The sequence below is a fragment of the Streptomyces sp. NPDC048211 genome, from assembly GCF_043202315.1.
Classification (GTDB): Bacteria; Actinomycetota; Actinomycetes; order Streptomycetales; family Streptomycetaceae; genus Streptomyces.
The window spans coordinates 854,133-868,291 of sequence record NZ_JBIDAD010000001.1; the positions used below are offsets into that span (position 1 = coordinate 854,133).

Here is a 14,159-nt window from a genome sequence, read left to right on the forward strand (position 1 = left end):
TGACAGGCCCTTCCCGTACTGTCGTTCCATGCCACGCCGCACCGCGACGATGCTCGCCTCCACCCTGATCCTGATCGCGCTGCTCTGCGCAGGCGTGCTGATCAAAGTGCCGTACTCGGAGATGTCCCCCGGGCCGACCGTGAACACACTCGGCGAGGTCGACGGCGCGCCCGTGCTGCAGATCACCGGGCACAAGACGTACGAGACCTCCGGCAACCTCAACATGACGACGGTCAGGGTCACCGGCGCCGACTATCACATGAACCTGGTGGAGGCCGTCTACGGATGGCTTGGCCACGACAGTGTGGTCGTGCCGCACGACACGCTGTACCCGGACGGCAAGACCGAGGAACAGTCGACGCAGGAGAACGCCGAGGAGTTCAGCCAGTCCCAGGAGAGCGCCAAGGTCGCGGCCCTCACCGAGCTGGGGATCCCGGTGTCGTCGCGGGTCGTGGTCTCTACCGTTCTCAAGGACAGCCCCTCCCAGGGCAAGCTGCACGCGGGCGACGTGATCAAGGCCGTCGACGGTGCGGCGGTCAAGCAGCCCGAGGACGTGGCGAAGCTCGTCACCCTGCACAAGCCCGGCCAGGACGTCACCTTCACGGTCATCCCGGCCAAGACCGCCGCGGCGGCCGAGAAGGCGGGCAAGGAGCCCGAGGGCGCCGAGAAGATCACCATCACCACGGAGAAGGCCCCGAAGGAGAACCGGGCGATCGTCGGCATCCAGGCGGGGACGGACCACACCTTCCCGTTCGAGATCGACATCAAGCTCGCCGACGTGGGCGGTCCGAGCGCCGGTCTGATGTTCTCCCTCGGCATCGTCGACAAGCTGACCCCGGGACAGCTGACGGGCGGCAAGTTCATCGCCGGCACCGGCACGATCGACGACAAGGGCAAGGTCGGGCCGATCGGCGGGATCAACATGAAGCTGGTCGGCGCGCGCAACGCCGGCGCACGCTACTTCCTGACGCCCGACGAGAACTGCAAGGCGGCAGCCTCCGACACCCCGGACGGACTGACGCTGGTGCGGGTCAAGAACATCGACGACGCCAAGAAGTCGCTGGAGAAGATCCGCACCGGGGACGCGGCCGCACTGCCGAGCTGCTCGACGGGCTGACCGCGCCCCCGGAACGGGAGGGCAGGGTCAGGACTCGAAGGTCGCGGCCAGTGCCTCGGCCAGCCCCGGCACCAGGCCGGCGCCGGTCAGCACATCGTTGGGCGAGTCCTTCTCCCGCAGACGTACGGCCGACTCGCGGGCGCCGTCACGCAGGACGGCCACGGTCATCCGCACCTCCTGCCGGTCGGGGTGCTTGGCCACCCACTTGGTCAGCTGGGCGTCGTTGAGGCCCTCCGGTACGGAGGCCTCGGCGGACGGCGGCAGCATCAGCCGCTCGACCGTCATGGCGCACCCGACGACCGCGTCGGGCCAGGCGATCGTGGCGAGGAACTCGTCCAGTGCGGTCCCTGCGGGAAGCTCCTCCTGCTCGATAGGGGTGAGTGCGGCGGTCTTCGAGCCGTCGTCGTCGAGGCCGAGCTGAGCGGCGAGGCCCGGCTCCTGGACCCGCAGCCGTGCGGTGTCGACAAGGGCGAAGAGCCGGGCGGGCTGGTCCCAGCCGAGGCCGGAGATGTACTCGTCGATTTCGAGCACGGCGACGGTGAGGGGGCTCGCGGCCATCGGGGGGCCTGAGGGGGAAACGTTGGGCATGGACAACATCCTGCCTCCTTCCGCCCCGGTAACGGGAACTAGGTAAAGCCTCAGTAAGTTGCATAGGTGGGCTCTACGATCGCTGGGCCCGCTCCACACGACCGCGAACTTCGAGGTGCGCACGTTGGCTTTCCAGATGCCGGACCGCGGCGGAGGCCCGACCGGGCCACGGATCAGAGTCGGCCGCCCGTCCCGGCGCGCCCGAACCCTGCTCATGACACTGGGCGTCCTGGCGGTCCTCGCCATGGCGTTCGTCATGTTCTCCGGGTTCTGGACGGACTGGCTCTGGTACAGGTCGGTCGGGTTCTCATCCGTCTTCACCACCACTCTGTGGACCAAGATCGGGCTGTTCCTCGTCTTCGGACTGCTGATGGCCCTCGCCATCGGTGTGAACATCTGGCTCGCGCACCGGCTCCGGCCGCCGCTGAGCGCGATGTCGCTGGAGCAGCAGAGCCTTGACCGCTACCGGATGAGTCTCGCCCCGTACAAGAAGTGGGTGCTGCTCGCGATCACCGCGCTCGTCGGTCTGATCGCCGGGGCGTCCGCCTCCGGCCAGTGGCGTACCTGGCTGATGTATGTGAACGGGGTGTCGTTCGGCCAGAAGGACCCCCAGTTCCACCTGGATGTCTCCTTCTACGCCTTCGACCTGCCGTGGTACCGCTTCCTGCTGGGCTTCGGCTTCGCGGCGACGGTGCTCTCGTTGATCGCCGCCGCGCTGACCCACTACCTGTACGGCGGGCTGCGCATCACCAGCCCCGGCGCGCGGGCGACGGGGGCGGCCACCGGCCATCTCTCGGTGCTGCTCGGCATCTTCGTCGCGCTGAAGGCCGTGGCCTACTGGCTCGACCGCTACGGGCTGGCCGTGAAGTCCAGCGACTTCAAGGCCACGGACAACTGGACGGGCCTGCGGTACGTCGACGCCAACGCCTATCTGCCGGCGAAGACGATCCTGTTCTGCATCGCCGCGATCTGCGCCGTGCTGTTCTTCGCGACGCTCTGGCGCCGCACCTGGCAGCTCCCGGTGATCGGGTTCGGACTGATGGTCCTCTCCGCGATCCTGATCGGCGGGCTCTACCCGGCGATCGTGCAGAAGTTCCAGGTCCAGCCGAACGAGCAGGCCAAGGAAGCTCCGTTCATCCAGAAGAACATCAAGGCCACGCGCGACGCCTACGACATCGATGACGCGAAGGTCACCGACTACGCGGGCAAGTCCACCACGGACGACGACACGAAGCTTCGTGCGAGTGCGGACGCCGCGGCCAGTTACCGGGTGATGGACCCCAACGTCGTCTCCCCGGCCTTCCAGCAGCTCCAGCAGAAGAGGAACTACTACCAGTTCCCCAAGACGCTGGACGTCGACCGCTACAAGGACGCGGCCGGCAAGGAGCAGGACACGGTCATCGGTCTGCGCGAGCTCAACCTCCAGGGCATCCCCAAGCGCAACTGGATCAACGACCACTTCACCTACACCCACGGCTACGGCGCGATCGCGGCCCGGGGCACCACCACGGGCAAGAACCCGAAGGGATCTCCCGACTTCACCGAGTCCGGTCTGCCGACCACCGGAGAGCTGGGCACGTACCAGCAGGAGATCTACTACGGCGAGAAGACCGAGCAGTACTCCATCGTCGGCGGGCCCCAGAAGGAGCTCGACTACGAGGAGGACGGCGAGAAGACCACCAGTTACAAGGGCAAGAGCGGCGTCAGCCTCTCCAGCGCGTTCAACCGCGCCGCCTACGCGGTGGCCTTCAGCGAGCCGCAGATCCTGTACTCGGGAGCCATCGGCGAGGGCTCGCGGATCCTCTACAACCGCACGCCCAAGGAGCGCGTCGAGGCGGTCGCCCCGTGGCTGACCATCGACGGCGACGCCTACCCGGCCGTGGTGGGCGGGAAGATCCAGTGGGTCGTCGACGCGTACACCACGACCAACGGCTACCCGTACGCCTCGCGCACGACGCTCGGTGACACCACGGCCGACTCGCTGACCACCAACCAGCGCGCGGTCGTCGCCCAGCAGAACCAGGTCAACTACATCCGCAACTCGGTGAAGGCCACCGTCGACGCGTACGACGGCAAGGTCACGCTGTACGAGTGGGACACCGAGGACCCGGTCCTCAAGACCTGGCGCAAGGCGTTCCCCGGGACCGTGAAGGCCAAGGCGGACATTCCGCAGGACCTCATGGACCACCTGCGCTACCCGCAGGACCTGTTCAAGGTGCAGCGCGAACTGCTCACCCGCTACCACGTCACGAGCCCCGCGCAGTTCTACAGCGGCAGTGACGCCTGGCAGGTCCCGGACGATCCGACCAACAAGGAGTCCGGTGCCGTTCCGCCGTACTACCTGAGCATAAAGATGCCGGATCAGACGGCTCAGAAGTTCTCGCTGACGACGACGTTCACTCCCAAGGGCCGACCCGACCTCGGGGCGTTCATGGCGGTCGACGCCGATGCCGCCAGCAAGGACTACGGCACGATAAGGCTGCTCAGAGTAACCACCACGGTGAAGGGCCCCGGCCAGGTACAGAGTGAGCTCAACGGCAACGACGATGTCGCCGAGTTCGTGAGAAACCTCAAGGGAACCGACTCCGACATCGAGTACGGCAACCTGCTCACGGTGCCGCTCGAAGGGGGCTTCCTCTATATCGAGCCGGTGTACACGCGCGGTGGCACGCAGAACTACCCGCTGCTGCGCAAGGTTGCCGCCTCGTACGGATCGAAGATCGTCTTCGAGAACAGTCTCGGGGAGGCGCTCAACGCGGTCTTCGGGGTGGACGGATCCGATACGAGCGAGCCACCGGGCGACACCACGGAACCGCCGGGTGACACCACGGAGCCGCCGGCCACCGGTGACGCCGCGCTGAAGAAGGCGATCGCCGATGCGCAGAAGGCCTACACGGCAGGTGAGACGGCCCTGAAGGAACAGGACTGGACCGCCTACGGCAAGGCCCAGGACGAGCTGCAGGACGCACTGGAGCGGGCAGCCGCCGCCCAGCCCAAGTCCGGCAGTCCGAGCACGGCGGACGAATCCAAGAAGCCGGCGACGTCGGCCAGTGCCGACAGCGGTGGCTGAGTAACTCGGTAAAGCTTCATCCCCGCGTCGTGGTACGGTTTGAACACAACGACGCGGGGTGGAGCAGCTCGGTAGCTCGCTGGGCTCATAACCCAGAGGTCGCAGGTTCAAATCCTGTCCCCGCTACTGAAAGACGAAGGCCCGGATCCTCCAGGGGATCCGGGCCTTCGTCGTGTCGTGGCGACTTTTTTGTGCAGTCTGCGTGAAGTGCGGTTCATATGGCGCGAGTTGGGCACGAGCGTGTTTGACTTGTCTCTCTGTGGGCATGTCGACAAAACGCTGAAGTGACCTCACTGGCCGCGATATACCAGGTGTACGCGGGTTGCGGGTGGTGCGACGATGGTATTTATGGGGGACAGGGCAACTCTGTTGGAGACAGGGCGGTTTGTGCAACGACGCGTCCATCCGGCGGAAAAAGTGGCGGAAGTGGCATTCGCCGGTGCCGCCGCGCAGTACAACGACCACATCGAGACCGCCGAGACTGCGGAGTGTGCCGCGACCGTCGACAGTGCAGAGACCGCAGAGACCGCCGACGGTGTGGAGAACGCCGAGAGTGCGGAGACCGCGGCGAGCGCGGACAACGCCGAGAGTGAGGCGCGCCACCGCCGTGCGGCCGACGCCGGGGACACCACCTCGATGAGCGTGCTCGGCGCGCTGCTGCTGCGCCGGGGCGACCTGAGCGGCGCCGAGTCCTATCTGCGCGCGGCCACCGCCGACGGCGACCGTGCCGCGGCCAACAACCTGGGCGTCCTCCTGCACCAGCGTGGATACGCGGACGAGGCGGCCGGCTGGTGGCGGATCGCGGCCGTTGCCGGTTCCGCCGCCGCCGCGCACGCGCTGGGCCGCCACTACCGCGAGCGCGGTGACGAGCCAGGCGCCGAGTACTGGCTGCGTCAGTCCGCGGAGCAGGGCCACGCGCTGGGGGCGTACGCCCTCGCCGACCTGCTGGAACACCGCAGCGACGTGGGCGCCGAGCGTTGGCTGCGCGCCGCTGCCGAGCAGGGACACCGTGAGGCGGCGTACCGGCTGGCACGCATGCTGGAGCGCCAGGCGAAGGACGGTGCGCACGACGCGTTCGGCCGCCCCGGCCTGGGCCCCCGCTCGGGACCCGGCTCCGAGGCGGGCGCCGCAGCGCCCGCGCCCGTCGCGCGCAAGGACGACAGCCCGGTCGCAGGCCCCGACACGGGGCGCGTGGGCGAGGCCGAGCAGTGGTACCGGCAGTCCGCCGCCCGCGGGCACCGGCGTGCCGCCCTGCACCTCGGCGCCATCCTCGAACAGCGCGGCGAGCTCAAGGAGGCCGGCCGCTGGTACCTCATCTCCGCCAAGGCCGGCGAGGCGCGGGCAGCCTGCGCCCTCGGCTTCCTGCTGCGCGACGCGGGGGACCAGGAGAGCGCGGCCGTGTGGTGGCTGCGCGCCGCCCAGGACGGCGACGGCAATGCCGCCAACGCGCTCGGTGCCCTGCACGCGGCCCGGGGTGAGCAGCAGACCGCCGAGCGCTGGTACCGCGCGGCGATGGACGCGGGCGACGTCAACGGCGCGTACAACCTCGGGCTGCTCTGCGCCGCCCAGGACCGTACGCCGCAGGCCGAGCAGTGGTACCGGCGTGCCGCCTACGCCGGCCACCGCGAGGCCGCCAACGCGCTGGCCGTGCTCCTGCTCCAGGCCGGTGACGCGACCGGCGCGGAGCCCTGGTTCTCCAAGGCGGCCGAGGCCGGCAGCGTCGACGCCGCCTTCAACCTCGGCATCCTGCACGCCGGGCGCGACGAGGACCGTACGGCGCTGCTCTGGTACGAGCGTGCGGCGGCGGCCGGTCACACCGAGGCGGCGCTCCAGGTCGGCATGGCGCTGCTGCACCACGGCCAGGAGCGCGAGGCCGAGCGCCACCTGCGGTGCGCGGCGGGCGGCGGGAGCCCGGAGGCGGCCTTCCGGCTGGCCGGGCTGCTGGACGCGCGCCGCCCGCCGCCCGGTCCGCCCGCGCTCGGCGAGCCGATGCCGGACAAGACCGAGTGCGAGGAGTGGTACGAGCGCGCCGCCGAGCAGGGGCACCGCCGGGCTCAGGTGCGCGTCGGCATGCTCGCCGCCGCCCGGGGGGACCTGGAGAGCGCCGCCCGCTGGTACCGCGAGGCGGCCGAGGCAGGCAGCCGCAACGGCGCCTTCAACCTCGGGCTGCTGCTCGCCCGCGAGGGCAGTGAGCGCGAGGCCGCACTGTGGTGGAGCCGTGCCGCCGACGACGGACACGGACGGGCCGCACTGCGCCTGGCCCTGCTGGCCGCGCGCCGCGGTGAGCTGACCGAGGGGCAGCGGTGGTGTGCCCGGGCCGTCGAGCTGGGGCCCGCGGAGGTCTCGGAGCGTGCCGCGCGGCTGCGCGAGGCGCTGCACCAGGAGCTGACCGCGTAGCGACCGCCTCCGGGGGCTCCCGGGAGCCCCGTCGGGCCCCCGGGAAAGGGATTTGCGCTGGTCCAGGGCGTGACGTACTGTGGGGATCACAACGACGCGGGGTGGAGCAGCTCGGTAGCTCGCTGGGCTCATAACCCAGAGGTCGCAGGTTCAAATCCTGTCCCCGCTACTGAAGACAGAGGGCCGGATCCTTTCGAGGATCCGGCCCTCTGTGCATGCCGCGGGGTTCCGTGCTGCCCGGCTCAGGGCTTGTGGCCCACCGCCTCCCCGTACATCGCCCGGTCCACGGCCTGGTCCTCCGGCACCACGGCGCCCTCCGAGACGCCCGAGTCCGCGTACGCCTTCTGCAACCGGTCCGTCGTGCCCTTGCGGATCTCCCAGTCCATCCGCATCGACGGTGTCGACCGCAGGGTCGCTTCGTCGGTCTTCATCAGCCCGGCCAGTTCGCTGACGAAGGCGGGGTCGGCTTTGTAGTCGCCGGCGAAGTAGGTGTTCACCGTGCGGATGTAGGCCCGGAGGAAGGCGACGCCCGCGTCCGGGTCCTTGTGCAGCAGGTTGGGTCCGAACAGCAGCCCGCCGAGCGGTTCCCCCACCGGCTGGCCGCCCAGGAAGGCGTACTTCTTGTCGCCGTCGACCTTCCGCCAGATCGGGTCGAGCAGCCAGGCGGAGTCCACGCCGCCGTTCTGCAGGGCGGTGAGCACGTCCGCGGAGCCGAGCTGCTGGAAGCTGATTCTGTCGAGGCCGCCACCGTGCTTCTTCAGCGAGGTGTCCATCGGATACGCGATCACCGAGCCCTTGCCGATCATCGTGCCGAGCTTCCGCCCCGCCATGTCCACGTGATCGGCGCTCTCGCCGTCCTTGAGGCGTACCCACAGGCCGCTCTTCGAGGCCGGGTCGGGGGAGAAGTTCCCCGCGACCCACTTGATGGCGAAGCCGCCGTTGATGCCGTTCATCACCGCGGCCTCGGGAGCCGCCCACTGCGCGTCGACGTCCCCCTTGGCGAGCAGGGGCAGGGCGTCCGGGGTGGGGAGCACCTTCAGGGAGACGTCGAGCCCCTCCTTCGCGAACTCGCCCTTGGCGACCGCGACCTGGAGCGGGGCGACGTACTCCGCGCTCAGGGTGCCGGTGGCGACGGTGATCTTCCGCTTCTCGGCGAGCGGCCGGGGGGCCGGAGCTCCCTTGTCGCAGCGGGCGGGCTTGCGGTCGGGTGCGAGATCCGAGGGATCGGTCCAGCCGCCGGCGCCGCAGCCCGCGACCGGCTCGACGGTGCGCGGTGCGGCGTCTGCGGCGTCGGCGCCGTCCGACGAGTCGGTCCCGGCACAGCCTGCCGCGCCGAGCAAGGACGCCGCCACGAGTATGACGGTGCAGGTGAAAGGGGTACGTGTACGCACAGTTCCTCCGTAGGGGGAGCGGGTGGAGCTGTTCACGACTGCCCGCGGCCGCGGTCGCGCGGGGCCCACGGGGTGAGCAGCCGGCCCGCGATCCGCACCACTTCGGAGAAGACGACGCCGAGCACCGCCACGCAGACGATGCCGACGAACATCACGTCGTTCTGGAACAGGGCGCGGGAGTCGAAGATCAGGTGACCCAGCCCGTCGGCCGCCGCGATCTGCTCCGAGGCCACGATGACCAGCACCGCCACCCCTGCGGCGATCCGCGCCCCGACGAGTACGGCGGGGAGCGAGGCGGGCAGCAGGATGTGCCGGAACATCTGCCAGGGCGAGGCGCCGAACACCTGCCCGGCGTCGCGGTGACCGGCCGGAACGGCGAGCACGGCCGCCATCGTGGAGATCCAGACGAAGAAGAAGACGGTGGCGGCGACCAGAGCGATCTGCGGCCCTTCGCCGAGGCCGAACATATTGAGGAAGACGGGCAGGAGCGCCAGTTTCGGTACGACGTAGAGGGCGTCGAGCAGCGGTTCCAGCGCGGCCCGGACGAGCGCGAGGGAACCCATCAGCAGGCCGAGGGCGTAGCCCGCGACCGTGCCGATCGCATAGCCGCCGAGGACCCGCTTGAGGGTGGCCCACACGTCCGGCCACAGATCGCCGTCGGCCGCCCGGTCCCAGCCGTCGGCGAGGATGGTGGAGGGCGCGGGGTAGACGCGGTCGTCGATCCAGGACCTGGCGGCGGCCAGCTGCCACAGCAGTACCAGGAGCAGGGGTACGGCGACGGCGAGCGCGATCTCCAGGGTCCGGCGCCTGCGGTGGGTGCGTACGGGATGGAGTTCCTGCGGACCCGGCCGGCGGACCAGGACCTGTTCGCCGACGCTCGCGGACTTCACGGCGGTGCTCATACCGCGGCCGCCTCTGTGCCGACCTCGCCACGCAGCAGCTCCCACAACTCGCTCTTCAGCGCGGTGAACTCGGGTGCCGAGCGGATGTCACCGGTGCGCGGCCGGGCGAACGGCGGGCGGTGTTCGGCGATGATCCGGCCCGGTCTGGCGGACATCACGAGGACCCGGTCCCCCAGCACGATCGCCTCTTCCAGGCTGTGGGTGATGAACAAAGTGGTGGTGCGGGTGGTCTGGGTGAGGTCGAGCAGCTCGTCCTGCAGGATCGTGCGCAGCTGTGCGTCGAGCGCCGCGAACGGCTCGTCCATCAGCAGGATCTCGGGCTCGACGGCGAGCGCGCGGGCGATGGCCACCCGCTGGCGCATCCCGCCGGACAGCTCGGCGGGATAGGCGCCGGCGAAGTCGGCGAGACCCAGCCGGGCCAGCCAGTCGCGCGCCCTGGCGTCGGCCTCCCGGCGGGGCACGCGTTGGACGTCGAGGCCGAAGCGGACGTTGGCGAGGACGGTCTTCCAGTCGTGGATCCCGTAGTCCTGGAAGATCATCGCGGCCGGCCGGGGCGATGTCGTACGGATGGACAGCTCACCGGCGCTGGGGCGCAGCAGTCCGGCCGCGATCCTCAGCAGGGTGGACTTGCCGCAGCCGGACGGTCCGACGATGCAGGTGAACTCGCCCGGCGCGATGTCGAGATCGACGGGACCGAGGGCTGCCAGAGCCCTGACGCCCCGCCCGAAGGAGCGCGAGAGCGCGCGGGCGCGGAGTTTGGGGATGGGGGTCGGTGACGCGGTTGCCTGGGGTGGGTTCGGGTGCGGGTCTCCCACGGGTCCCTCCTCGTACACATCGAGGTGCGCGGCCGTCGCGGGGGCGGCCGTGATCGCCGATGACGATATGACGACCCGTCAGATTCGGGAAGGGGGTGCGCGGGGAGTGTGCGCAAGAGGGTGTGCCTCGGGGGTGTGCGGAGCGATGCGGGCCGCCCTCGGTGGAATGCCCCCGCAGGAACGCCCGCGTAGGTGTCCGGGGTCATACGGAACGCCCCCACCGGAACGTCCGGTGCGGGTGGGGGAGCGGCTGCGGTCAGGCGGCCGCGGCGCAGTTCGGGCAGATGCCGCGGTAGGTCATCTCGACGTCGGAGACCATGAAGCCGAAGCGCTCGCCGGCCGGCAGGTCCGCGAGAGGGTCGCCTGCCGGGTGTACGTCACGGATGGCGCCGCACTTCGCGCAGACCAGGTGGTGGTGGGGGCGGTGTGCGTTCGGGTCGTAGCGCTTGGCCCGGCGGTCGGTGGAGACCTCGATGACCTCGCCGAGGGTCACCATCTCGCCCAGGGTGTTGTAGACGGTGGCGCGAGAGATCTCGGGCAGCTTGGCGACGGCCCGTGCGTGGACCTCGTCGGCTGTCAGGTGCACGTGATCCCCGTCGAGAACCTCGGCCACGACGCGCCGCTGCGCAGTCATGCGCCAGCCGCGTCCACGGAGTCGTTCCAGCAGGTCACTCATGGCGCCAGCCTAGCAGCGCGGTCAGCGGATTCCGAATGGGTTCGGCTTTGGATGTCACCTTGACTTGGACTTAGTCCATTGTAGGATCGGATACGACATAGGGCAGGACAGGCTGTGCTCGCCATGACGCAACGACGGCATGACGCATGCGCAGGAACGACGCAGGAGGCGCACGTGACACAGGGACCGCTCACGACGGAGGCCGGCGCACCGGTCGCCGACAACCAGAACAGCCAGACGGCGGGCGTCGGCGGTCCGGTCCTGGTGCAGGACCAGTCGCTGCTGGAGAAGCTCGCGCACTTCAACCGTGAGCGCATTCCGGAGCGCATCGTGCACGCCCGCGGCGCCGGCGCGTACGGCACCTTCACGCTCACGCGTGACGTCTCGCAGTGGACGCGGGCGAAGTTCCTCTCCGAGGTCGGCAAGCAGACCGAGACCTTCCTGCGTTTCTCCACGGTCGCCGGCAACCTCGGCTCCGCCGACGCGGTGCGGGACCCGCGCGGATTCGCGCTGAAGTTCTACACCGAGGACGGCAACTACGACCTCGTCGGGAACAACACCCCGGTGTTCTTCATCAAGGACGCCATCAAGTTCCCCGACTTCATCCACACCCAGAAGCGCGACCCGTACACCGGTTCGCAGGAGGCGGACAACGTCTGGGACTTCTGGGGTCTGTCGCCCGAGTCCACCCACCAGGTGACCTGGCTCTTCGGTGACCGGGGCATCCCGGCCACGCTCCGCCACATGAACGGGTACGGCTCGCACACCTACCAGTGGAACAACGAGGCCGGCGAGGTCTTCTGGGTCAAGTACCACTTCAAGACCGACCAGGGCATCAAGAACCTCACCCAGGACGAGGCCAACAAGCTCGCCGGTGAGGACCCGGACAGCCACCAGCGCGATCTGCGCGAGTCCATCGAGCGGGGTGAGTTCCCGTCCTGGACCGTGCAGGTCCAGATCATGCCGGCGGCCGAGGCGGCGACGTACCGCTTCAACCCGTTCGACCTCACCAAGGTGTGGCCGCACGAGGACTACCCGCCGGTCGAGATCGGCAGGCTGGAGCTCAACCGGAACCCGGAGAACGTCTTCGCCGAGACCGAGCAGTCGATCTTCAGCCCCGCGCACTTCGTGCCCGGCATCGGACCGTCCCCGGACAAGATGCTCCAGGGCCGCCTCTTCGCATACGGCGACGCGCACCGCTACCGCGTCGGCATCAACGCCGACCACCTGCCGGTCAACCGCCCGCACGCCACCGAGGCGCGGACCAACAGCCGCGACGGGTATCTGTACGACGGCCGCCACAAGGGCGCGAAGAACTACGAGCCGAACAGCTTCGGCGGTCCCGCCGAGACCGGCCGCCCCCTGTGGGAGGCCACCCAGGTCACGGGCGGCACCGGTACCCACGAGGCACCGAGCCACGCCGAGGACAACGACTTCGTGCAGGCCGGGAACCTCTACCGGCTCTACTCCGAGGACGAGAAGAGCCGCCTGATCGACAACCTCGCGGGGTTCATAGCGAAGGTCTCGCGCGACGACATCGCCGAGCGCGCGATCAACAACTTCCGCCAGGCCGACGGCGACTTCGGCAAGCGGCTGGAGGCGGCCGTCCAGGCTCTGCGCGGCTGAGGACCCTCCGGCGACCGGGCCGGGCCCGCGAGGTCCGGCCCGGTCCGGACGAAAGCCGTGGCTCCCTCCGCCCGGACGGCCGGCCGGTTCCCGTACGCGGGGGCCGGCCGTTCGTCCGTGCGGCTCGTCAGACGGCCAGCTCCACCGGGTGACGCCGGGCCGGTGCCCAGCAGCGGATGATGTCGCGCACCGAGACGATGCCGACCGGTCCGTCGGCGTCCAGCACGATCAGATGCCGGAAGCCGCCGTGCGTCATGGCTTCGGCGGCCTCCTCCAAGGTCCAGGTGGGTGCGGCGAAGACCACATCGGTCGTCGTATGGGTGGAAGCGGTCTCGACATCGGGGTCCTGCCCCGATCCGACCGCGTTGAGGATGTCGCGCTCGGTGATGATGCCGAGCCCGCAGGTGTCCGGGTCGTGGACGACGGCTGCTCCGATACGGCGGGCCGACATCAGCCGGGCGGCCTGGCGGAGGGTGTGGGCCGGGCCGATGGTGAGGACCATCGTGCTCATGGCGTCGCGGACGAGCATGAAAGGAGCCACCTCCTTCGTGAAGCGACTCCGTGAGCCGATTCACAAGTTCACAAGTGGGGGGACTCTCAGAGTCGCACCGATGAGGGGCGGCAACAAGGGGGAGCGAAGATCGTACGAGGGGCGTGCGGTGGTGCGCACGCCCCTCGTCGGATTCCTCTGCCTGCTCAGGCCCGGGCGGTCCGGACCGGCACGGTCAGTAGCGCTGGTTCAGATAGCCGAGCAGCTCGTGGTGGAGCGTCCCGTTCGAGGCCGCGGCATTTCCGCCACCCGGCCCGCTGACCCCGTCCAGGCTGGTGAACCGGCCACCCGCCTCCTGGACGATGATCGCGTTCGCCGCCATGTCCCAGAGCGAGAGCTCCGGCTCGGCACAGATGTCGACCGAACCCTCGGCGACCATCATGTACGGCCAGAAGTCCCCGTACCCACGGGTGCGCCAGCAGGCCCGGGTCAGGTCCATGAAGCCGTCCAGCCGCCCCTGCTCCTCCCAGCCGGTCAGCGAGGAGTACGCGAACGAGGCGTCCGCGATGCGCTCCACCTTCGAGACGTGCAGCCGGGTCGCGGAGGTGAGGCTGCGGCCGGTGAACGCCCCCGCTCCCTTCGCCGCCCACCAGCGCCGCTGCAGCGCAGGGGCGGACACCACGCCGACCACCGGCTGGAACCCGTCCTCGCCCGCCTCCATCAGCGAGATGAGCGTCGCCCAGACCGGCACGCCGCGCACGTAGTTCTTCGTGCCGTCGATCGGGTCGATCACCCAGCGGCGCGGACCCGTCCCCTCGATCCCGTACTCCTCGCCCAGGATCGCGTCGCGCGGCCGTGCCCGATGGAGGTGGCCGCGGATCAGCTCCTCGGCGGCCTTGTCGGCCTCGCTCACCGGCGTCATGTCCGGTTTGGTCTCGACCTTGAGGTCCAGAGCCTTGAACCGGTCCATCGTCGTCGCGTCGGCGGCGTCCGCCAGCACGTGGGCGAGGCGCAGATCATCGTGGTAATCGGGCATGCCGTCACAGTATCCACCGCCGGTGAACGGAGCCACAGGGCCCCGGACGCC

11 protein-coding genes and 2 tRNA genes are annotated in these 14,159 nt (G+C 69.7%); 6 read left to right on the top strand and 7 right to left on the bottom strand.

Going from position 1 to position 14,159, the window contains the following annotated elements:
- Positions 1-28: 28 nt before the first annotated feature.
- On the top strand, positions 29-1,117 hold the full coding sequence (locus ACGFZA_RS03945; protein WP_385275376.1) for a PDZ domain-containing protein: 1,089 nt from the start codon (positions 29-31) through the stop codon (positions 1,115-1,117).
- Between the two features lie 27 nt (positions 1,118-1,144).
- On the opposite strand, the gene ACGFZA_RS03950 is transcribed toward ACGFZA_RS03945, so the two are convergent.
- A complete protein-coding gene (locus ACGFZA_RS03950) occupies positions 1,145-1,714 on the bottom strand; it encodes a PPA1309 family protein (RefSeq protein ID WP_326738626.1) in 570 nt (189 codons plus the stop codon).
- Positions 1,715-1,841: 127 nt separating this feature from the next.
- On the opposite strand from ACGFZA_RS03950, the gene ACGFZA_RS03955 reads away from it, so the two are divergent.
- The 4 genes from ACGFZA_RS03955 to ACGFZA_RS03970 all read left to right on the top strand — a co-directional run bounded on the left by ACGFZA_RS03955 (position 1,842) and on the right by ACGFZA_RS03970 (position 7,341).
- The gene (locus ACGFZA_RS03955) at positions 1,842-4,775 is read left to right on the top strand and encodes a UPF0182 family protein (RefSeq protein WP_393677627.1); all 2,934 of its coding nucleotides are present in this window, start codon (positions 1,842-1,844) and stop codon (positions 4,773-4,775) included.
- 52 nt (positions 4,776-4,827) lie between these two features.
- Positions 4,828-4,901: transfer RNA gene (locus ACGFZA_RS03960), tRNA-Met, on the top strand.
- 213 nt (positions 4,902-5,114) lie between these two features.
- The gene (locus ACGFZA_RS03965) at positions 5,115-7,172 is read left to right on the top strand and encodes a tetratricopeptide repeat protein (RefSeq protein ID WP_393676954.1); all 2,058 of its coding nucleotides are present in this window, start codon (positions 5,115-5,117) and stop codon (positions 7,170-7,172) included.
- Between the two features lie 95 nt (positions 7,173-7,267).
- A tRNA-Met gene (locus ACGFZA_RS03970) sits at positions 7,268-7,341 on the top strand.
- A gap of 73 nt (positions 7,342-7,414) precedes the next feature.
- On the opposite strand, the gene ACGFZA_RS03975 is transcribed toward ACGFZA_RS03970, so the two are convergent.
- From ACGFZA_RS03975 to ACGFZA_RS03990, 4 genes are all read right to left on the bottom strand, one after another.
- Positions 7,415-8,530 carry an ABC transporter substrate-binding protein gene (locus tag ACGFZA_RS03975; RefSeq protein WP_393677629.1) on the bottom strand — a complete coding sequence of 372 codons (1,116 nt, stop codon included), beginning with the start codon at positions 8,528-8,530 and terminating at the stop codon, positions 7,415-7,417.
- 65 nt (positions 8,531-8,595) lie between these two features.
- The gene (locus ACGFZA_RS03980; protein ID WP_385275365.1) at positions 8,596-9,465 is read right to left on the bottom strand and encodes an ABC transporter permease; all 870 of its coding nucleotides are present in this window, start codon (positions 9,463-9,465) and stop codon (positions 8,596-8,598) included.
- Entirely contained in the window at positions 9,462-10,280 is an 819-nt protein-coding gene (locus tag ACGFZA_RS03985; protein WP_393676956.1) for an ABC transporter ATP-binding protein, read from the bottom strand. Before ACGFZA_RS03985 ends, ACGFZA_RS03980 begins: the two co-directional genes overlap by 4 nt.
- Positions 10,281-10,536: 256 nt before the next feature.
- The gene (locus ACGFZA_RS03990; RefSeq protein WP_393676958.1) at positions 10,537-10,956 is read right to left on the bottom strand and encodes a Fur family transcriptional regulator; all 420 of its coding nucleotides are present in this window, start codon (positions 10,954-10,956) and stop codon (positions 10,537-10,539) included.
- A gap of 123 nt (positions 10,957-11,079) precedes the next feature.
- On the opposite strand from ACGFZA_RS03990, the gene ACGFZA_RS03995 reads away from it, so the two are divergent.
- On the top strand, positions 11,080-12,582 hold the full coding sequence (locus ACGFZA_RS03995) for a catalase (RefSeq protein WP_393676960.1): 1,503 nt from the start codon (positions 11,080-11,082) through the stop codon (positions 12,580-12,582).
- A gap of 127 nt (positions 12,583-12,709) precedes the next feature.
- Here the strand turns inward: ACGFZA_RS03995 and ACGFZA_RS04000 are convergent, their stop codons facing one another.
- Both ACGFZA_RS04000 and hisN read right to left on the bottom strand, forming a co-directional pair.
- Positions 12,710-13,111, bottom strand: coding sequence for a cyclic nucleotide-binding/CBS domain-containing protein (locus tag ACGFZA_RS04000; protein ID WP_385275353.1), 402 nt, complete (start codon positions 13,109-13,111; stop codon positions 12,710-12,712).
- Positions 13,112-13,307: 196 nt separating this feature from the next.
- The gene (gene hisN / locus ACGFZA_RS04005; protein ID WP_385275350.1) at positions 13,308-14,108 is read right to left on the bottom strand and encodes a histidinol-phosphatase; all 801 of its coding nucleotides are present in this window, start codon (positions 14,106-14,108) and stop codon (positions 13,308-13,310) included.
- Positions 14,109-14,159 lie beyond the last annotated feature (51 nt).

Coding starts and splice junctions, on each gene's coding strand:
- ACGFZA_RS03995 (WP_393676960.1), top strand. CDS start 11,080: ATGACGCAACGACGGCATGACGCATGCGCAGGAACGACGCAGGAGGCG.
- ACGFZA_RS03955 (WP_393677627.1), top strand. CDS start 1,842: ATGCCGGACCGCGGCGGAGGCCCGACCGGGCCACGGATCAGAGTCGGC.
- hisN (WP_385275350.1), bottom strand. CDS start 14,108: ATGCCCGATTACCACGATGATCTGCGCCTCGCCCACGTGCTGGCGGAC.
- ACGFZA_RS03990 (WP_393676958.1), bottom strand. CDS start 10,956: ATGAGTGACCTGCTGGAACGACTCCGTGGACGCGGCTGGCGCATGACT.
- ACGFZA_RS03945 (WP_385275376.1), top strand. CDS start 29: ATGCCACGCCGCACCGCGACGATGCTCGCCTCCACCCTGATCCTGATC.
- ACGFZA_RS04000 (WP_385275353.1), bottom strand. CDS start 13,111: ATGCTCGTCCGCGACGCCATGAGCACGATGGTCCTCACCATCGGCCCG.
- ACGFZA_RS03965 (WP_393676954.1), top strand. CDS start 5,115: ATGGTATTTATGGGGGACAGGGCAACTCTGTTGGAGACAGGGCGGTTT.
- ACGFZA_RS03950 (WP_326738626.1), bottom strand. CDS start 1,714: ATGTTGTCCATGCCCAACGTTTCCCCCTCAGGCCCCCCGATGGCCGCG.
- ACGFZA_RS03980 (WP_385275365.1), bottom strand. CDS start 9,465: ATGAGCACCGCCGTGAAGTCCGCGAGCGTCGGCGAACAGGTCCTGGTC.